Origin of the sequence: Paenibacillus sp. JJ1722, from assembly GCF_048282685.1 — a bacterium.
Taxonomy (GTDB): domain Bacteria; phylum Bacillota; class Bacilli; order Paenibacillales; family Paenibacillaceae; genus Paenibacillus; species Paenibacillus polymyxa_B.
The window spans coordinates 2643354-2662878 of sequence record NZ_CP182500.1 but is presented as its reverse complement, the minus strand read 5'-3'; the positions used below and the strand labels follow the sequence as shown (position 1 = coordinate 2662878).

The following is a 19525-nucleotide window of genomic DNA, read 5'->3' as shown; positions in this document are numbered from 1 at the left end:
CACGGAACGGTCCTTCATCAGATAACGGCGTCTAGCCGGTAACGGTTTATCTTACAAACCGCTACAGCTCGCAAGGCAGGGAAACGTTCATTCGCGGCGAGAAACCTTTCAGCCCATGAGTTTCTTCTCTGTACAGCGGGTATTGAACCTTTGATCCTTGGTCTACACTATTCCTATATATTACAATTTTCACCACTTTACACGAAACGTAAGTTCTAGTCAAGGAGATGATCGTCTATCTGGAGCTGTCCAGGGACATGAACGATATTTAGATTTCAAGATAATCAAATTCCGTTGGTTACCATATTGCATAATGAGCGGCCAGATTTTAGGACGAATACGCCTGCGAAAACCCAGAACAAAACGGACAAAGCGAGGCGAAATATCCCAAATACGAACTGCTTCCTCCTTCACTCCTTTAGGTAGCTCCTTGGAAAACAGAAAACGGTTGAGCGAACGTGTGATAACGCCTGTTATTGCTTCAAGCGTACTAACATCCATTACAATGATCGTATCGGCGCGCTGGAGTCGCTCGGTAAAATAACGCTCATGATAATTCCCTTCGATGATCCACTCTTCCCTTTGGAGCACTTCACCCAGCTGTTTGAGAAATTGTTTGTCAGTGCTCCGCTTCCACTCCGGGCCCCAATACAAATCATCCAAAGAGATATACGGCAATTGAGTCCACATGGAAAGACGTTTGGCCAAAAAAGTCTTACCGCTTCCCGGCGAGCCGATCACGATAATACGTTTAGCGTGCTGCACAGCACGAAACTCGTTATCCTGTCCTGCATGTAAGGGCCGCATGGAATAGATCAATCGATAGAGTAAACCTACTACCAAAGAACCTCCCTTTAAAAGCAAATAAAGGAGGCACAGTGGCAGAAAAACAATTACGTATTTCACACTGTCCATCAGACAACATGCTCCTTTTACAAATTCAATAATTGAGGCCATTACGTACGTGAAGCTCCAAATACGCGTTGTTGTAGGGTAGAGTTCTCTTGATTACTTATGTATCTTTCTTTTTAAAATACACGCCCTTGAAAAACACAAAATTTTGCGAATGTGTGCCATACAGCTCCTGAAACCTAGAATGGAGTTTATTCATAGAAAGGGTCTCTGAAACCGTCCGATCCGTTTGCAGGGTCAAGTCGACACAGCTAATTCCAAATTGGCACACTTGCTCCATAGGATAACCTTGGGTAATACCATAAATCATCCCGGCAATAAAAGCATCATCTGCGCCTGTGACATCAATGACCTCTTGAACAGGATGCATAGGAATTTGTCCATGAGTTCCATCCTGAGAGGCGTACAAAACACGATCAGCACCGCAGATAAAAATGACATTTTGAACCCCAAGTTTGTGAAAAATCCGGGTGGCATCCAACATATGCTGATCATCTGTAAGTTCTAGCCCCAAATAGGCTTCAGCCTCCACCGGTTTACATACCAGCCATTCCACCCCATGCAAATTTCGGGGAAGCTTTCTCATCTTGGAGGCTGATACCGAAGAAACGACAATCGGAACCCGATGCTCATGGCAGACATGTATGGTGGCCGCAATTACGTTCATAGAGAAATTAGTGTCCAGCAGAACCAGTCGGGACGAGGCGATTAAAGGAGCATTTTCAAAAATTACTGAAGGACGAATCTGATCATAAATCTCCATTTCTGCTGTCGCTACAATCAGTTCACCACGCTCGTTCAGCAAGGCAGTATAAACTCCAGTTGACGGTTCACCTTTGACTTGCAGAGGAACCACGTGCATGTAACGGCTGGACTGCTCGATAATAAATTCACCTTCCGCATCGTCTCCAACCGCAGTTAGCAGGCTGACCCGCTGGCTCAACCTCCCTAAATTTTCAGCTACATTTCGTGCTACCCCACCGCAAGATTGCAGCCTTGTACTGCTCGGATTGGAGGTATGAAGCTGAAATGTACCTTTAATCATGATTTTACGATCCAGATTGGCCCCCCCGATACATAATATTGGTTTGCTAGAGGGCCAAGGCTCGTCCTGTTCATTTTTGTGGATTTTTTTTAATTTCATCATTTGACTCCTTTCTCGAGTCTATTCGTTAGAATGATTTAAATTTGTACAGAAATAGGCACTATATAAAATTAACACGTTCCAAATGTCATATTCCCAAGAATAATGTCGAGTTCGTTAAAATATCCTAAAGTTACACATGCAAAAAAACACCCTATCGTAAAGATGCCTTCCACTTTTACGATAAGGTGCTTGGGTTGGAACTGCGCATAGTTCTTCCTTACATTATTTCAAAATAAATAGAGCTGCTCCGTGAGGAGGTAAATCTGCGGACAGTTCTTGTGCTAAAACACCTAAATCTATATGGTTCCATAAATCTCTGGCATTTGCCTGCCCTTCAATACCAAGGTCTTTTAAGGATACACGCACCTTTGAAGCTTCATCTCCAGCATTAAACAAAGCTACATATACATGACCCTCCTCGTTATGTGAAGTCCAAACGATATGTTCATCCTTTCTATACACCTGCCGCGCATTCAAACCGTTACGATGAGCATTTAACACTTCTTCATTAGTTAGCAAGGAAAGGGTCCATGCATCATTATCCCGCAGTTCCCCCCCGAACATCAGTGGAGATCGGAAAATGCTCCACAAGGTCATCATCGTTAGCTGCTCATCCTTCGTAAAGCGTGTCCATCGGTCATGGCTGCCGGAATCTACCGAATCTACCGAACGAATACCCAGATGACCCAGTGGTAGCATGTCGCAATCCGGCCAGTGACCTGGACCTACATGTTCCGCCCATTTTTCGCAGCGCTCAAACATACCATACAGTAAAGGCCATACATCCCAGAAGTCATCCGTCATACGCCACATATTCGCGTTTGCGATTAAATCGGATGCATGCTCCAGCGGTGCCGGACCAGGCGATAGACTCAACACCATCGGACGTCCGCATTGGGCGATAGCTCGCCTAATCAATTCAATTTCCGCCAAATGAATACCATAGAGACGTGATGCAGCAATGTCATCTACTTTGACAAAATCCACACCCCATTCCGCATACAGGTCAAACAATGAATTATAGTACTCCTGTGCGCCCTCCTTGGATGCATCTACCCCATACATATCTGTGTTCCAAGGACAAATAGAGTTGGGATGCGCAATTTGTCTCGCCGTGGCTGTGGTTCCCAAAATCGGGGTATCCTGGTGCACCGCCTGACGGGAGATGCCTCTCATAATATGTATACCAAATTTCAATCCCAGTCCGTGTACATATTCCGCAAGAGCTTGGAAGCCTCGTCCATCTGCTGCCGAAGGAAAACGATTCACCGCTGGAATAAGACGTGAAAATGAATCCATTTCCAATGGGACAAACGGGCGATACTGTGAAGATACTGCTCCTGACTCATACCACTGAATATCTACAACGACATATTCCCAACCATATTCCTTCAGGTGCTCCGCCATATATTGAGCATTTCCCCGTACTTCCTCTTCCCGTACTGCTGCACCGTAGCAATCCCAGCTATTCCACCCCATAGGTGGTGTATGCGCTGTCAAATGATGTTTCATTTCATTCATCCTTTCATCTTGTATAACTCATCCTGCTACTAAAAATCCCCTCAGTACTACGTTACTATTATAATGTAAACCCTTACTTTTGTCGCTCGTCATCTTTTCCATTTCCACTTTTTATACATTTAAGTTGACTAACTTAAAGAATGTGGTACATTTAAAATTGCTTGTTAAAAAACTTTGACTTGAATCAGAGGGTGATTTTACGTGTGTGAACATGCTTATCGAATTTTGTTGTTTTACAAATATGTCAACATTGAAGATCCTGCCACCTTTACGGCAGAGCATCTGGCTTACTGCAAGGAGCTGGGCGTCAAGGGAAGAATCTTGATTGCTGCGGAAGGAATCAACGGAACACTGTCTGGTACAGTAGAGCAAACTGAGCAATATATGCGTGATTTGCGCGCCAATCCGAAATTCCACGATATCGTTATTAAAATAGATGAGTCTGACGGTCATGCGTTCAAGAAAATATTTGTACGCCATCGTCAGGAGCTTGTTACGCTGCGTCATGAAGATGAGCTGGACCCTAATGAAATTAGCGGTAAGCGTCTGTCACCAAAGGAGTTTTATGAACAGCTTCAAGATGAAGATGTAGTTGTTCTGGACGGACGTAATGACTATGAATATGACATCGGTCATTTCCGTGGGGCTATTCGCCCCGAAGTCGAATCGTTCCGTGAATTTCCACAATGGATTCGCGACAATATGACTCAGTTCAAGGACAAGAAAATCTTGACGTACTGCACCGGAGGTATCCGTTGCGAAAAGTTGTCCGGTCTTCTGATCAAAGAAGGATTTAACGATGTAGGCCAGTTGGATGGCGGCATTGTGACTTACAGCAAGGACCCGGAAGTACAAGGACGTTTATTTGACGGTAAATGCTACGTGTTTGACGAACGAATCTCGATTCCGATCAATCATACGGATGAGGAAGTCATTGTTGGCAAGTGCTTCCATTGTGAAACGCCTAGCGATCATTATATCAATTGCCCAGTGTGCAATCTCCAGCATATCGTATGTCCGGATTGCGAAGAACAGCATCAGCACTATTGCTCTGACGATTGCCGAACCAAAGCGGAAACCGTGGCTACTGCATAAATCAGCAGCATCATTAGTTCATTATAACAAGAGGGATGCCCTATTAGCCGTTCAACATGGCTGTGGGCATCCCTTTTGTTGTTTTCACAATAAGTGTCGAAAGCTTCATAGTATGTACCTATGACCTTGATTGTATTTTCATCTTGGACGGGCTCGAAAGTAGCGTTTTATAATGGAAAATGTCATTACAGAAAGGATGGGTGGAATTCATGATTCAAATCGTACTTTCAACTCTATTATCCGTTATCGTTCCGCTGTCCATTCCGGTGATCGCCGGATTTTTACTCGGCAAATTCATGAAGCTGGAAACGAAACCGCTCTCGACTTTGTATTTATATTTTTTAAGCCCCGCAATGATTCTGGACACGCTACTCAAAGCACAGCTTTCCTGGCATGATGTGGCGCAGACTGCCGCTTTTTCAATACTGAACCTACTGCTGTTGTGGGGAATTGCACAATTAGCGGGGAAAATCTTTAGACTGAGCACTCCGGAAACGGCTGGACTTACCTTAATCTCTACGCTGACCAATAGTGCAAATTATGGCCTGCCCCTTATTTTACTTGCCTTTGGGCAGCTCGGTCTGGATAAAGCCTCCGTGTATGTCGTCATCCAGATGATTATGGTCAATACCATTGGCGTTTACTTTGCAGCCCGCTCTGAATTTTCTGTTCAAAGTGCTGTTAAGTCGGTGTTTTCACTTCCTGCGATCTATGCAGCTCTACTTGCCATGGGATTGCGGTTGCTGGACTGGCATCTTCCCTCAGGGATTCAGTCAGGCGTCTCGATGATTGCTGCCGCCTATTCTCCAGTCGTGCTTGCGATCCTTGGTACCCAGATGGCTTATGTAAAAATATTCAAGCTGGAGTCGTCTATTAAAAAAGCCAGCTATGCCGGACTAACAATTCGGCTTCTGCTCTCGCCGCTTGCGGCTTGTCTTGCTATGCTGATACTGGGAATTTCAGGCCTTTTGTTCTCCGTTCTCTTCATTTTGGCCTCGATGCCGGTTGCTGTGAATGCTGTCATTTTAGCAGAAAAATTTAATGCATCGCCAAAACTGGTTTCCACCTGCATCCTGTGGAGCACGCTTGCCTCATTCCTGATTTTGCCTATTCTGATTATGTTGGTAGCAGGTTAGCGAGCAAAAAAGACTCTCTACACCATAGAGAGCCATGCGCGATTCTGTCTCCATTCTACTTGCACAGGCGTTTCAAAAAAAGCACTAAGCGTTTCACTGCTTAGAATATCAGTCGTTTTACCTTTGGCAAATACCGTGCCCCGGCGGATTAGAATCGTATGCGTGTACATCGGTAGAATTTCTTCGATATGATGTGTAACATACAGTAAATTCGGCGAAGCCGGCGACTCCGATAACTGGCGAACGCTATCCAGCAATGCTTCCCGGGAGAAAAAGTCCAAACCATTACACGCCTCGTCCAAAATCAGTAGCTTGGGCGAGGCCATTAATGCACGGGCGATAAGCACTTTTTGCTTTTCTCCCTGTGAGCATCCCTGATACAACCGATCCACCAGATGAGCACACCCCAGTTGCGTCATAAGCTGAACGGCCTGTTCATAATCTGTATCCGTCGTCTGATCATAAAGTCCAATGGAGGCAAATTTGCCACTAATGACAACATCCTGCGTACGCTGACTCCCATTAATTCTTTCCTGTAAAGAGGAACTGACCCAACCGATAGATTTGCGCAGTTCCCTCAGATCCACATCTCCAAAGGTATGGCCCAATACACCGACACTACCTGTGGTTGGCCATATGTAACCGTTAATCATATTGAGCATCGTTGTTTTACCTGACCCATTCAAGCCGAGTACAGCCCAGTGCTCTCCCTCAGCTACCTGCCAATTGATTTGGTCCAGTATGGTGCGGTTATCTCTCTTCCAGCTTACATTGTTAAGTTCAATGACAGAATTCATGGCATACATCCTTTCTATTCGTCGTATCATCAGATGTTTATACGCATAGTAAAGATCATCGTTAGTACGTCTAGCTTCTCTTTCATGTAAGCATAGCATAGGGTCACTGGTTGTTCAATTTTAAATAACCCACTCCATTGTTCATATAGGAGTGGGCTCAACATGTACTGCTCATGTAAATTCTCTCGCTTCATCTACTGTTTCTTACGTTCGCGAAATCGACGTACCTTCATCAAATTACCGCACATCTTATCGTCGCAAAATCGCTTTGACCGATTTCGGGTATCATCGTAAAACACCCATCGGCAATCGGTGTTATCGCAAATACGAATTCTGGAGCCGCCGCTATTGACGAATGCCTGGGCAAAATCGGCTACCACCTCTGCCAGCACTTTTTTCCAACCATTTGCCACAGGTTCCAGCACAATGTTGAAATGCTCATCCTGTTGCTTTAATAAGCGAGTGACCGGCCCCCCTTCTATCATCTTCCGGTTAATCGTATCCACCAGATCAGATGTCATTTGTCCTCCGGAAGTCAGGTGCTCAGCGAAGCTACGCAATTCCCGCCGGAGAATTTGCATTTCTTCGATATCTTCTGCACTGGCTGGGACCGGAGCGGAAAATTGCCACTGTATGAGAAAGTCATTTTGCCATTCCGGCTTCAACAAACGATCTTCTGAACGCCCGCTACCTCTCCAGTCATGCCATTCGCTGTTTACAAAATCAGTCCAAAGTGTATTCAAAAGAGTTCCCCCTACCGCCTGTAACCACTAAAATCATTTTAACTGGTTGCAAATCTTATTTTGTCATGCTACATTATTAATTGTAACGATTTATTCTACATTTAGCGAGTTACATCCCTACAAAAGGAGTTGGGTTAGGTGAGCCGAGATCGAGTAAATATGCTGGTATTGCAAAGAGAAAATTCATGGGATAAGGAAGAATGGATTGTTCCTCTTGCCGCAGCACTTCACGGTGTGAATACACAGGAAGCCACTTGGACACCACCAGGTGGAGGAAACACGATTTGGCAAACGGTTCGTCACATTAATTATTACAATGAGCGTATTTTGAGACGTTTAACTGACCGACCTGTAAGCTCAACTGGAATAAGCAACGATGAGACATTCGGTCCGCCAGGGGATACTGAAGACCATGAAGGATGGCAGAAGACACTGAAAGAAGCAGAAGCTATTGTAAACCAACTGCTTGTCGCCATTACTGCTTTGACTGATGCTGATCTGGATAAGCCTTTCGGCTCCGAAACTCTCGGTGCAGAATTATCGCGGTGGACGCTGCACGATGCATATCATAGTGGACAAATCGTACTTATACGTAAACAACTGGGTACTTGGCGCGTTTAAAAATAAATATCCTAATTAAAAAGGATGAATTATGAAATATTCATCCTTTTTTCTGTATTAGCTGCTGGCAATGAAGCAATCTACTGGTCAAGATATTTTTTCTTTTTTTGAATCTTTAATTACATTCTTATTTTTATCTTTACTCTTATCTTTATTCTTGTCTTTATTTGTATCTTTGCTTGGGACGGAGACTTTCCTTTTTTCATTAGCCAGTCGCCAATAGCTTAACACTTTACTGTACATGGACTTATCTGTTAATTGGTTAAAAATATATGGGTCCGGCTTCGTATTCACCTCAATAATCCACGGGATAAAGCGATGATCCAGTCCAATGTCCACACCAATTTGCCGGAAATTCGGATATGTTTTTTGCAGTTGTTTGGCGATGGTAAGACCCAGTTCATTTAGTTTCTTGACCAGCTCCGCCTGTTTGCTTTGCGATAAATGGGATTTTAGTAACTGCTCCAAGGCCATCGGCTTACCACCACTATGATAGTTAGTCACGATTTTACGAGGATGACCAAGACGTCCAATAATTCCGGTAGACTCCCATAGCCCTTTTTCATTCCGCTGCACCATAACCCGAATATCAAAATAACGCATTTGATGGCGTAGTAAATGGATTCCCTTTTGAATGAGATAACTTTTCTTCCCCGTATGTTTCGATAGGCTGGTATATAGTGTATCCAAATGTTTGAATTCTTGACGCGTTTCCTCATATTGATAGGCGAAACGCTGGCCGGCCTCCTGCTCTACTCTCATTACACCTTTACCAAAGGTACCTCGCTCGGGTTTTACATAGACCATACCGTATTTCTCCAGCATTGACTTCAAATTTGCTTTGTTATATTTGCGAGTTTCTGGTACATAAGGTTTGATGCTTCCATGCTGGAGCAACAATTGGGTTTTATGCCATTTGCTGCGCAACGCCTGCGCTTTTGAAGAATTCACTTGCCCCTCTCCTCTCTACTCTCAGGTAGAACGCTCCTGTTAAAAAAGATCAATCTATCGTATGCGCTAACTCCCCATTCGAAGCTTCATCAGCCCTGTCCTGCATAGAAATGGACGTTTGACCTTGCCCGGTCGAAAGCGCCTGTCCAAGCATACGATATTGTGAGACGCTGGGAGCATATATTTGCACATATAGGGAGTGAATAACATGTCAGCGCAATCGGATGGGCCACGGAAGGGTTCCCTTACAATCGATGTTCTGATTCCCGCAATTGATAAAGATATTGCCACACTACCGCTGGTGATTGATAGTCTGCGCCGTCATGTGCAGCACCGAATTGGAAATATTTATATCGTTTCACCGCAAAGCACCGGGATTCGCCGTCTGTGCGTAAACAAGAAATGTACATTTATAGACGAAAAAACGGTGCTGCCCATCACCAAAAAACATATTCATTACGGGACAACGCGCTGGGACCGCTCAGGCTGGCTGTATCAACAATTGCTCAAAATGAATGGCGACAAAATCAGTAAAGCCTCTTTTTTTCTCGTCATTGACGCGGACACGATTTTGATTCGTCCACATACGTTCCGTAAAGACGGAAAAACGATTTTTTACTACCGCAGCTGGAGCCAGCCTGAGTATTTTCGCACCTATCACAAGTTGATGGGCGTTAAAGCGCCCTCACCAAAGTCCTTTGTTACTCACTATATGCTTTTTGAAAAAGCGCGGCTTACCCAGCTCAAGCAAGTTATCGAGGCCCGACATGGAAAACCTTGGTACAACGCAATTATCCACAGTATAGACCGGACAAAACAGTTTGGGTTTTCCGAATATGAAACGTATGCCAACTATTTATACAGCAATCAGCCCTCTCGGATGATTTTGCGCAAGTCATTGAATAAAGCGCTTCATAGTCGGGCTTCTTCCCTGTCGCAAAAACAATTGGATGTCTTGGCCAAGAGCTATCGCTCCTTATCTTTTCATCAACGCAAGGTGTACCAGCTTGCTCCAAAAACAAAGATTGAATCATCGCTAAAATAGTTCTTAAAATCCTGCAAAATGATGCAGTACAATGGATCTGCATTGAAGGAGGAAACGTCCGTGCGCATCGTATTGTTATGCGGTGGTGCCGGAAAACGGCTATGGCCACTATCCAACGAAATCCGGTCGAAGCTGTTTCTCCGGTTGTTGTCCGCTCCTGACGGGCGAAAGGAATCTATGCTCAGCCGGGTGTACCGTCAGCTCACCTTAGCCGGGCTGGATTCCTCAGCCCTGCTTCTGGCTCATCGGAGTCAGGTAAATCTAGCCTTTCGCCATACAGAAGGTCGTCTGCCCGTTCTAGGCGAGCCTGCCAAACGGGGAACCTTCACCGCAGCTGCACTGGCGGCTGCTTATTTTCACACCAGAGGCACGGGGCTGGATGAAGTTCTCTGCATTGCTCCAGCGGACATGTATGCAGGGGAGGATTTCTTCCATAGCATAGCAGCGCTCTCCGGCTTATTGCTTGAGAGCGGAGCCGATCTGGCTATGCTTGGGACAAGGCCTACTCATCCCTCCGACCAATACGGCTATGTCGTTCCGGGTCTGCAAATGATACGGGAAGGGAAAACTTCTTATGCGCAAGTTGCCCGCTTCACAGAAAAGCCGGATCTCTCCGGGGCACAACAGCTTATTCATCAGGGCGCGCTGTGGAACTGTGGTGTTTACGCTTTTACATTACGGTATATGCTGTCCTGTATGGAGCGAAGTTATTTGCCGCTGAACGATAAAGCATTATGCGCAATGTATGATAGCCTCCCGGTTCGCAGTTTTGATGAGGAGATTGCAGAGCGTGCCGAACATGCCATCGTCCTGCCCTACGATGGCGAATGGCACGACATCGGCAACTGGCAGGCCCTAACAGAGCAGCTAAGCAGCCAAGTGATCGGGCGTGGACAGATTAGTGGTCAGACTCTTGGTACGCACATCGTCAATGAGCTGCCCTATCCAATTCATGTCATTGGCGTGGAAGATATTATTGCTGCTGCGAGTCCCGACGGCATTCTCATTGCGTCCAAGAGCCATGCCCACGTAATCAAGGAGCAGCTAGGTAAACTTCAACTTCACCCCATGCATGGTGAAACCTCTTGGGGCAGTTACCGGGTGCTGGACGAGTTTGATCATCGGAGTCTGAACGATATACTGGCCATACGGCTGACGGTACTGCCAGATCACCGCTTGAATGGCCGTATTCACGGCAGTGGACTTAAAGTATGGACGATTGTGTCCGGTCGTGGAGAGGTCATGCTGAACGGAGAGCGTTTTGCTGCCGCAAGCGGTTCTGTATTTAGCATTCCGGTTGATACGTATCACACGATCCGTGCCGATCTGGATACACCACTGGAGCTGATTGAGGTACGTCTGGGGAACAGCTTGGTGAATGCCTTCTATAAATCCGAGGCCTGACAACACATAGATCAGGATTTTGCAAAATTCGATTCCAGTCGCTCCAAAGTGCAATATATAGACGAACTAGAGCATTGCGATCTATATATTGTTCATTGGAAGTCGCTTATTAGATTTTTGCAAAATCCTCAGATATAACATAGCACGCTACGGATTCTGAACGGAGGTCGCACATAATAAATCGCTCCTGAGCAAGGTGAAAAAATCCTTGCTCCAGAAGCGATTTTATTTTGTGATGCCATATTTTCTTGAGATAATAGTTCTAACCTTGGCAGATAAATATACCTCGTTGCCTTTGACTATTCCGGCTTCTTTTAAAAAATGCCGGACAATCTCTAACTGATAGTGTATGCGTACTTTCTTGGGCAGGCTCCAACCCGTTTCCACGGTAACCGCGCGTGTACCTAAAATGCGGGCTGCAGCAGTGCGGGAGGAACCTGGGAGCTCATGCAGCCGAATGTTGAAATGTCGGTCGCTCACCTGGATGGAGCGATTCATTCGCTTAATAATCCGGCGAACCGCAGGAACCACCGAATTGGCTTTGTTGGTGATTAGCGTTTGACCAAGCACCTTGGAATCCTTTTGTGACAATCCGTTAGCCTCATGCAAGTCGAGATACCATTCCGGTTGATGCTTTTGTGTTAATTTGAATAGAGCAGCGGAAAGTGGTTGTGTTGCCAGCTGCTTTTTTTTGCGCGGAAAGGTTCGATTAAGATCAGGTATTCCTCTAATCCGTTTGCGGTAAGCCTCTTGATTTACAATCGGTACAATTATAAGCTTACCCTGGCTAAATCGCAGTTTTTGCTGATTCAAAAGCTTTACCAGTTTCTCAGCAGCTCGTATGCTTGCTATTTCTTTACCATGTATTCCCGCCACCACCATCACACACGGACCTTTCTGTGCCCCTGTGGCTATATAATAAGGAGTTGCCCAAGAGCCCTTTCCGAGCATATACCGTTTAACCTGCATTCCCCTCACCTCCGTGTAGGCTGTCGTTGTCCTCTCTTTTGTTCTCGCCGACGGATGATTTCACGGTATAGTCTTAAGTAGTTACTGGTCATCTGTTTGTTGGTAAATCTTTGAGTCACATACAAACGCAGCTTCGCTGGTGACGGGTAGTTTTTTTGCTGTGCTTTTCGTGCCATTTGGCTAACCGATTTGCAAATCAACTGTGGAAAGCCCGAGAGCACCTCGGGAACGGAGCCGTTTTTTAATGCCAGCACCGGTGTTCCACAAGCCATGGCCTCAACCATAACGAGTCCAAATGGCTCTTCCCACAGTGTCGGAAACAACAGACACTCTGCATGTTTCAGCAATTTCTGTTTCTGATCGCCTCCAACTGCCCCCACATAGCGTATATTCGGATTACGCTGAATTCGTTTCTGAATCTCTTTGCGGAAAAATTCTGGAGCTTTGATAGGACCTGCAATAAGCAGTTTTTTTCCTGTTCGTTCTGCAACCTGAATGGCCTGCAATACACCTTTATTTCGTATAATTCTGCCCATGAACAGCAAGTAGCCACGCTTCTCACTGCTGAACTCGTATTCATGTGTGTTAATGCCGTTATAGATATAAAATCCTTTGCCCCTGCCCATCAGCTGACGTGCTCGTTTACTGACATATACCGGGTTTTTACCGTGTCTCTTCACTGGAAGATGAACGGTGCATACTGATGGACAAGGCAGCTTCCTACGCCCTACAGCAGAACGAAAGGTATGATCATGAATGATATGTGTGTCGGAAGGCATATGCCGGAGTACATATTGGGGGATCTGACTATGTTTCAAACCCTTGGGATAGGTAATCAACCGCGCACTGCTCCTGCTCCCAAGAGCGGCAAAAAGAGATACATGATGCCCTCGTCTCACCAATTCCTCAGTTAATTCATGCACGACCTTTTCCGTGCCGCCCTTGTTGGAGGGTACCGGCTGTGCATCTGGATAGTTAGAAATGACCTGAACAATGGTTAGACGCCGTTTTTTGAGTGCTTTATTCTGTTTTGAAGCCATACGAATTCCCCTTCCTGACCGGAAATACGGTGTGATCCTTACAATGTCAACGGGAATCAGAGCATACTCCCGTACAAGTTATAAATTGTAGTATATAGGTATGTATATTTTGCGTGATTGCTTGTGCCAATCGTCTGCAAGTCGCTTTTTGTCATACGAGCCTATCTATAAGTGGAGTCTATACAATTTGTCAAGCCAAAATTAAGGAGAAAATTCTCATCGTTTTCTAATAAATGAGGACAAAGCGTTGGGGTAACAGGTTTGTAACCATGAGTGGTAAATTCCGGATATTTTATTTGTGTTATTGTCATTTCAGGACATCAACACAATACGAATAACGGAGGAATTTATATATGAAACATACTTCTAAAAAATTGTGGATGGGTATTTGCTTTACTATGACTTTGGCATTGAGCGCAGGGAGCTTCGTCGTTGGACCAGCCACCACTCATGCTGCTTCGGTAAGTAAAGCTGATCGGATTATTTCTAAAGGCTCCCAGTTTATGGGCGTGCGTTATGAGCATGGAGCCCCAGCTGGCAATACAAGCTCTTTTGACTGCTCTTCATTCACTCAATATGTATTTGCACAAAATGGCATTAAGCTACCACGTTCGTCTAGACAGCAATCAACTGTTGGCACTTTTGTACCGCGTAGTCAGCTGAAAAAAGGCGATTTGGTCTTTTTCTATGCACCAATTCATCATGTAGCCATTTACATGGGGAACGGCAAAATTCTGCATACGTATGGTAAAGGCGGCGTAACGGTTACAGATCTAAATTCCGGATGGTGGAGTCGCAATTACACAACAGCACGTCGTGTCCTTTAGAATAAATTTTAGATGATAAAAAGGGCTGTCCCGCTAGTAGATATATCTACTGGAGGGACAGCCTTTCCTGTTGTCTTTGGGGCAGCGTGACGATGACTACCGTTCCTTCTCCTTCTACGCTCTCCATGCGTATCGTACCCTGATGGGCATCTGTAATTGCCTTGGCAATTGGCAACCCCAGCCCCGTTCCTCCGGTTTTACGATGCCTGGAGCTATCTACCCGATAAAATCGTTCAAAGACCCGCTTGATCTCGCCCTCAGGTATTCCGATCCCATAATCCTTAACCTGGATATAGACATCCTTTTCATCTGTAGATAACCCTATTTCGATCTCATCCGAGCTGTATTTTAATGCATTATCCAGCAGGATCACTAGCAACTGCTTTATTTTTGTCAGATTGGCATCCAGCCAAATTTCGTTCTCTTCTGTTAAAATAGAAATTTGACGATCATGTACAGGCTTGAGATGCGCTACCACCTGTTGACAACAACCGATCATTTCTATCCGCTCATGCGGCTCAGGATCTTTCTGCTGTGAGGAGGCAAGAGTCAGCAACTGCTGTGTCATCGTACGCATTCGCTGAGTTTCTTCATAGATCGATTCAATGGATTCCTTACGAATGTCCTCGTCACGCGTGCCCCACCGCCGCAGCATGTTGGCATAGCCCTCAATAATCATAAGAGTGGTGTTCAGCTCATGTGAGGCATCTGAAACAAACTGCTGCTGGCTCTGAAAGCTTTCTTCTAATCTCTCCATCATTCGGTTAAAAGTGGCGGTCATTTGGGACAATTCATCTTGATTATGACTGCCAGCGGGGATTTTTTTAAATTTCAAGCTTCTTTCAATTTCCTGCATCGTTTGAATACTACTGGAAATCGGCAGCAATATGGCATTCGCCAAAATCGTGCTTCCTACCAAGCTTAGCAACATAGCCCCTACAGTCGATGTGATGAGAATCGTATTTAAAATATCGAGATTGGTTTCGAGTGCATCCCATTTTTCCACGATTTCCAGCGTCCCCTTCTGATTGCCCTCCAGAGAAAGCACAGGCAGATGGATAACCAGAATTTTATGACCCTGTACATCTGTCAGTTGAGAGCTTTGAGAAGTGTTAAAACGTATATCGCCCAGCTTAAAGCGGGACTGGCGACTTACTTCATACAAAAGTCGGGATTGCTGATCAAATACCCTCAAAATGGTATCTCCAGAAAGCTCATCTTTCAGTTTGGGGCCCCATGCATTCTTCAGAATCATCGTGGGTCCGGTTTCGGCAATGATTTCAGTCCACTTATTTTGCAGCACTTCTCTTTCATTTCGCGTAGCGATTTTAACGAACAATAGGTGAACTGTAACATCCACAAACAGGAGTATCGACATCACTAAAATAGAACTGAGCAGGGTGATTTTGGTCCGAAGCTTCACTAGTCTTCCTCCCGGATGAAGTACCCAACACCGCGCACGGTTTTTATCAATTTCTTTTTGTATCCATGATCAATTTTTTTGCGAACATACCGGATATACACATCTACGACATTCGTATCACCGACAAAATCAAATCCCCACACGTCCTGAATCATTTGATCCCGCTGCAATACCTGATTTTTGTGCTCCATCAGATAAAGAAGCAGATCATATTCTTTTGGCGTCAGTTCGATTCGGTTTCCTTCCCGCACTACTGACCTGGTTTTGCGTTCCAACACCAAACTATCCACTTGGAGCCTAGACGGCGGCTTGTCCTCTTCTTGTAAAGCGGTAGCTGTTGGCTCCATTTGATGCCTCATACTGGCCCGCATCCGCGCTAATAACTCCTCGATCTCAAAAGGCTTCGTAATGTAATCATTGGCACCTTCATCCAGACCTGAAACCTTATCAGGAGTCGTGTTACGTGCAGTGACCATAATTACTGGTGTATGATTGTCCACTTTTCGAATCTGCTTCAGTACCTCGACCCCGTTCATCTCCGGCAGCATTACATCCAAAATGATGATATCCCATGTACGTGCTAGAGCTTTTTCCAATCCTTCTCTGCCCGTCTGTGCGATTTCAACTGCATATCCTTCATGGGATAACTCCAACTGAAGCAATCTGGATATCTTCTCTTCATCATCAATGACCAGCACCGACTTTTCCATCGCAAAACCACCTATTTTCTATAGAAAAAACAAATGAGTAATGGAAATGACATTCATTTTTTATTTGATTTTAAGCTTTTATCCGTGTAGTCGCTCTATAATATAACTTTGTTATTCAATTTTTTGATGTTAAGGAGTAATTTATTCATGTTAATTAATGTAGATTATGCTTTATTTCACTGGATCAATGAACTGGCTAATTCCCTCGCCTTTTTGAATGGAACCATGCGTTTCTTGGCGCAATATGCACCATATTTATTCGGAGTGGCTTTGCTGATTTACTGGTTCACTTTTAAAATGCCGCATCGGATGATGGTTTTAGAAGCCGTTATAACGGTTTGTATCGGTTTTGTAATTAGTTGGGGCCTTGGACTTTTGTTTTACAGAGATCGACCTTTTGTCGGACATTCAGTCATTCAGCTTGTTCACCATGATCCTAATGCTTCATTCCCAAGTAACCATGCACTTGGAGCGTTTGCTCTGGCTTCCATTTTATGGCTTCATCATCAAAAATTCCGTGTTCTCTGGGTTATCTTGGCTGTACTCATCGCAGTATCCCGCGTGTGGACCGGAGTGCATTATCCCTCGGATATTTTGGCAGGTGCGCTTATTGGTGCAGGTTGTGCCATTGGCGTTCATCAATTCATTCGAAGCCGGAAGCTTCCTGGCATCTTCATGCAGGCGGCTATTATATTTTATGGAAAATGGGAGCAGAAGCTGGGGCTCAATCCTGGTGAACAGGCCAGAACTAAGATGACTGAACACACTTCCTCTGTCCAAATGAAAAGCAGACGCTAAAGCGTCTGCTTTTTTATATGCTTCATTTATTTATGCTACCTATTATGCTGTCGATTTGGAGCGAAGTGGCAGCATTCGTCGTTCTTCGTACCGCTGATAAAACCAAATACAAGCCGCCATCCAGCAGCCACTCATAAAATAGCCACCCACAACGTCGCTCGGATAATGTACGCCCAAATAAATGCGGCTCGTTCCGATTGCTACAATCAGCAGACTGCTGAGCACAATAAGAAGGATACGCCCCAGCCTAGAAGGAACATGCTTCCACACTAAAAATGTCAGCGCAGCGTACATGCTGAAAGCTGTCATGGAATGTCCGCTCGGAAAGCTGTATCCATTCTCTTCAATAATACGGTTAATCTCCGGTCTCGCACGCTGAAAAAGCAATTTCAGTATCGTATTCAGCATTACCGATCCCAACACACCAGCCGCCAAAAAAAGCAGTTCTCTGCGGTGTCCCAATACTCTATAAAGCACGAACATGGCAATTAAAATGATGATCACAACTGGAATCCCGCTGCCGATCATGGTGAAAAATTTCATTAGACGGGTCATGGCGGGCGACTCCAGCTGTCGAATAGCCGTAATAATTTTCTGGTCAAAATACCGTATTTGATGGTCGCTCACCCATAATGCGATTAAGCCAAAACCGAGCGCACATACTATACATGTGAGCAGTGCTAAGGAAATGGGCAGCTTTGTTGGTGTTTTCTTCATTTTCTATAGTTCCTCCATAACATTCATTGCGTGATAAAACAAAGTCCAGCATTAGCTTTCGTATATATCTTACTTTACCCATTTTTCTGTTATCATTTCATTCAAAGACTAGGTGCATCCTCCACATGTCGAAACCCATTTTTTTGGAAAAGGTGGGATCAGGCGCCCATGAGGTATCCCTGTTGGTATATAGCCGGGTGCTTTTTGCACGCTTCTCATGCAATAGCATCCGTCCTCCTTTATTTGATGATCATATCATTCTATGGACGTGGTTGGAGTTCTCATATAGCCTCTCCCAACTTTAAGAATCATTTTATAATATAAGGATTTCATATTGACTACAAAATCACAAGCGGAATGTAGCGAAAAAGCAGCATCAAAAAAGGACGCCATTCTAAGCCTTATAAACGGCTCGAATGACATCCTATGATTACACGTGGCATACTACAAGCGCAAATCTTAAGTTAAACAAATATCATCTTCTATTTAGGTTGGTGTGACTTCTCCAAGTTTAACCTTACTCTCTGCTTCCTCTATTGGATAGCGTCTGCGGAACCACAGCGACTGAAGCAGCAAAAAGGTGCCGCTTACTGTCCAATATAATGGCATGGCAGAAGGGGCATTAAAGGAAAAGACCGCCATCATAATCGGTGAAAGATAGCCCATGATCGCAAATTGCTTGCGCTGGTCAGGCGTCATCTGAAGCTGAGAAAGCTTGGCCTGTGCCAAGTATACAACTGCGACGACGATTGCCAAAATCCAGTCCGGCTGTCCGAGCCGGAACCATAGGAAGGAGTGAGACGCCAGCTCCGGGGTTAAGCGGATTGCAGTGTACATACCGCTCAAGATCGGGAGCTGAATGAGAATAGGCAGACAACCGATATTAAGCGGATTGAATTGATGCTCTTTATAAAGCGACATCATTTCCTGCTGCATACTCTGCTGGCTGGTGGTATCTTTCTTGTTTTCATACTTCTTCTTAATTCGGTCCAAGTCGGGCTGCATGGCGCTCATCTTACGCTTCATCCCCTGCTGGGCACGCGTTTGACGCATCATAAGAGGCAGTAAGGCCAGCCGGACAATGAATGTCAAAGTCATAATCGCCAGCCCAAAGCTTCCACCAAACCATTGCGCCAATTGCTGAATAAGCCAAGAAAGCGGGAACACCACGTAATGATTAAAAAATCCGGGTGTCTGTGCATTTATCTCCGCAGCATTCGCACCACAACCAGACAGCAGCATAACCACCGCCAACGCTACCATTAATCCTAATATCCGTTCTTTTTTACCCCAAAAGGTGAATCCCTTGAATCGTTTCATATGTTCCTCCTCGTTGATTGGCTGTGCCATCGTTCAACGAGGGAGAACAATCGGATGCATCTTCATCCGGCGCTTCCTTACGCCGGATATGTCGGGCCAGCCGGACAGGCATGTCCTGTCCACGGGCAGACATCGGCATCTGTGGAGAAGCATGCGACCTTACGGGCCCGCCTTCAACCCAGCATTCGGGTACATTGCCGTGCAAATGAGCGAGATATGCATAAGTCACTGTGCACAGCAAGCCGATTGTAAATAAATAAGGGAGTAGGTCCTGGAGCTCAAACAAGGGATTCACCTCCTTCGGTTTGTTGCTACAATTATAGCACGAAAACCGGACAAGCGACTAATC

General features: G+C 45.1%; 20 protein-coding genes. 7 read left to right on the top strand and 13 right to left on the bottom strand.

Annotated elements, in window-relative coordinates:
* Nucleotides 1-219: 219 nt before the first annotated feature.
* The 3 genes from ACM1ND_RS11865 to ACM1ND_RS11855 form a co-directional block, all read right to left on the bottom strand.
* On the bottom strand, nucleotides 220-915 hold the full coding sequence (locus tag ACM1ND_RS11865) for a hypothetical protein (protein WP_076160904.1): 696 nt from the start codon (nucleotides 913-915) through the stop codon (nucleotides 220-222).
* A gap of 97 nt (nucleotides 916-1012) precedes the next feature.
* Nucleotides 1013-2056, bottom strand: a complete 1044-nt coding sequence (locus ACM1ND_RS11860; RefSeq protein WP_023988477.1) for a carbohydrate kinase family protein — start codon at nucleotides 2054-2056, stop codon at nucleotides 1013-1015.
* A 225-nt stretch (nucleotides 2057-2281) separates the two neighbouring features.
* Nucleotides 2282-3571: a glycoside hydrolase family 27 protein gene (locus ACM1ND_RS11855; protein ID WP_075154161.1), complete on the bottom strand. Its 1290-nt coding sequence runs from the start codon at nucleotides 3569-3571 to the stop codon at nucleotides 2282-2284.
* A 210-nt stretch (nucleotides 3572-3781) separates the two neighbouring features.
* Between ACM1ND_RS11855 and ACM1ND_RS11850 the strand changes: the two genes are divergently transcribed.
* Together ACM1ND_RS11850 and ACM1ND_RS11845 are read left to right on the top strand one after the other, a co-directional pair.
* On the top strand, nucleotides 3782-4675 hold the full coding sequence (locus ACM1ND_RS11850) for a rhodanese-related sulfurtransferase (RefSeq protein WP_076160901.1): 894 nt from the start codon (nucleotides 3782-3784) through the stop codon (nucleotides 4673-4675).
* Between the two features lie 209 nt (nucleotides 4676-4884).
* The gene (locus ACM1ND_RS11845; RefSeq protein ID WP_053325370.1) at nucleotides 4885-5811 is read left to right on the top strand and encodes an AEC family transporter; all 927 of its coding nucleotides are present in this window, start codon (nucleotides 4885-4887) and stop codon (nucleotides 5809-5811) included.
* A 17-nt stretch (nucleotides 5812-5828) separates the two neighbouring features.
* Here ACM1ND_RS11845 and ACM1ND_RS11840 read toward each other — a convergent pair whose 3' ends face one another.
* Both ACM1ND_RS11840 and ACM1ND_RS11835 read right to left on the bottom strand, forming a co-directional pair.
* On the bottom strand, nucleotides 5829-6608 hold the full coding sequence (locus ACM1ND_RS11840; RefSeq protein ID WP_023988473.1) for an ABC transporter ATP-binding protein: 780 nt from the start codon (nucleotides 6606-6608) through the stop codon (nucleotides 5829-5831).
* A 194-nt stretch (nucleotides 6609-6802) separates the two neighbouring features.
* Nucleotides 6803-7351 carry a CGNR zinc finger domain-containing protein gene (locus ACM1ND_RS11835; RefSeq protein WP_023988471.1) on the bottom strand — a complete coding sequence of 183 codons (549 nt, stop codon included), beginning with the start codon at nucleotides 7349-7351 and terminating at the stop codon, nucleotides 6803-6805.
* Nucleotides 7352-7489: 138 nt separating this feature from the next.
* On the opposite strand from ACM1ND_RS11835, the gene ACM1ND_RS11830 reads away from it, so the two are divergent.
* The gene (locus tag ACM1ND_RS11830) at nucleotides 7490-7972 is read left to right on the top strand and encodes a DinB family protein (RefSeq protein ID WP_023988470.1); all 483 of its coding nucleotides are present in this window, start codon (nucleotides 7490-7492) and stop codon (nucleotides 7970-7972) included.
* An 87-nt stretch (nucleotides 7973-8059) separates the two neighbouring features.
* Here ACM1ND_RS11830 and ACM1ND_RS11825 read toward each other — a convergent pair whose 3' ends face one another.
* Complete coding sequence (locus ACM1ND_RS11825) at nucleotides 8060-8923, bottom strand: YheC/YheD family protein (RefSeq protein WP_076265379.1); 864 nt, start codon at nucleotides 8921-8923, stop codon at nucleotides 8060-8062.
* 208 nt (nucleotides 8924-9131) lie between these two features.
* Between ACM1ND_RS11825 and ACM1ND_RS11820 the strand changes: the two genes are divergently transcribed.
* Entirely contained in the window at nucleotides 9132-9968 is an 837-nt protein-coding gene (locus ACM1ND_RS11820; RefSeq protein ID WP_076265378.1) for a DUF6492 family protein, read from the top strand.
* 60 nt (nucleotides 9969-10028) lie between these two features.
* A complete protein-coding gene (locus tag ACM1ND_RS11815) occupies nucleotides 10029-11372 on the top strand; it encodes a sugar phosphate nucleotidyltransferase (RefSeq protein ID WP_023988467.1) in 1344 nt (447 codons plus the stop codon).
* A 225-nt stretch (nucleotides 11373-11597) separates the two neighbouring features.
* On the opposite strand, the gene ACM1ND_RS11810 is transcribed toward ACM1ND_RS11815, so the two are convergent.
* Nucleotides 11598-12341: a succinylglutamate desuccinylase/aspartoacylase family protein gene (locus ACM1ND_RS11810; protein ID WP_076265377.1), complete on the bottom strand. Its 744-nt coding sequence runs from the start codon at nucleotides 12339-12341 to the stop codon at nucleotides 11598-11600.
* 5 nt (nucleotides 12342-12346) lie between these two features.
* Nucleotides 12347-13381 (bottom strand): glycosyltransferase family 4 protein, encoded by a 1035-nt coding sequence (locus ACM1ND_RS11805; protein WP_023988465.1) that lies wholly within the window; start codon nucleotides 13379-13381, stop codon nucleotides 12347-12349.
* A 353-nt stretch (nucleotides 13382-13734) separates the two neighbouring features.
* On the opposite strand from ACM1ND_RS11805, the gene ACM1ND_RS11800 reads away from it, so the two are divergent.
* The gene (locus ACM1ND_RS11800; protein WP_023988464.1) at nucleotides 13735-14208 is read left to right on the top strand and encodes a C40 family peptidase; all 474 of its coding nucleotides are present in this window, start codon (nucleotides 13735-13737) and stop codon (nucleotides 14206-14208) included.
* A 46-nt stretch (nucleotides 14209-14254) separates the two neighbouring features.
* Here the strand turns inward: ACM1ND_RS11800 and ACM1ND_RS11795 are convergent, their stop codons facing one another.
* Both ACM1ND_RS11795 and ACM1ND_RS11790 read right to left on the bottom strand, forming a co-directional pair.
* Nucleotides 14255-15631: a sensor histidine kinase gene (locus ACM1ND_RS11795; protein ID WP_028541385.1), complete on the bottom strand. Its 1377-nt coding sequence runs from the start codon at nucleotides 15629-15631 to the stop codon at nucleotides 14255-14257.
* A complete protein-coding gene (locus tag ACM1ND_RS11790) occupies nucleotides 15631-16341 on the bottom strand; it encodes a response regulator transcription factor (RefSeq protein ID WP_075154156.1) in 711 nt (236 codons plus the stop codon). Before ACM1ND_RS11790 ends, ACM1ND_RS11795 begins: the two co-directional genes overlap by 1 nt.
* Nucleotides 16342-16488: 147 nt before the next feature.
* Between ACM1ND_RS11790 and ACM1ND_RS11785 the strand changes: the two genes are divergently transcribed.
* On the top strand, nucleotides 16489-17139 hold the full coding sequence (locus tag ACM1ND_RS11785) for an undecaprenyl-diphosphatase (RefSeq protein WP_418027773.1): 651 nt from the start codon (nucleotides 16489-16491) through the stop codon (nucleotides 17137-17139).
* 42 nt (nucleotides 17140-17181) lie between these two features.
* Here ACM1ND_RS11785 and ACM1ND_RS11780 read toward each other — a convergent pair whose 3' ends face one another.
* The 3 genes from ACM1ND_RS11780 to ACM1ND_RS11770 all read right to left on the bottom strand — a co-directional run bounded on the left by ACM1ND_RS11780 (nucleotide 17182) and on the right by ACM1ND_RS11770 (nucleotide 19471).
* Nucleotides 17182-17856 carry a phosphatase PAP2 family protein gene (locus ACM1ND_RS11780; protein ID WP_076265375.1) on the bottom strand — a complete coding sequence of 225 codons (675 nt, stop codon included), beginning with the start codon at nucleotides 17854-17856 and terminating at the stop codon, nucleotides 17182-17184.
* Nucleotides 17857-18342: 486 nt separating this feature from the next.
* The gene (yidC, locus tag ACM1ND_RS11775) at nucleotides 18343-19176 is read right to left on the bottom strand and encodes a membrane protein insertase YidC (protein ID WP_023988458.1); all 834 of its coding nucleotides are present in this window, start codon (nucleotides 19174-19176) and stop codon (nucleotides 18343-18345) included.
* Nucleotides 19142-19471 (bottom strand): hypothetical protein, encoded by a 330-nt coding sequence (locus tag ACM1ND_RS11770; protein WP_231118746.1) that lies wholly within the window; start codon nucleotides 19469-19471, stop codon nucleotides 19142-19144. Before ACM1ND_RS11770 ends, yidC begins: the two co-directional genes overlap by 35 nt.
* Between the last annotated feature and the right edge of the window lie 54 nt (nucleotides 19472-19525).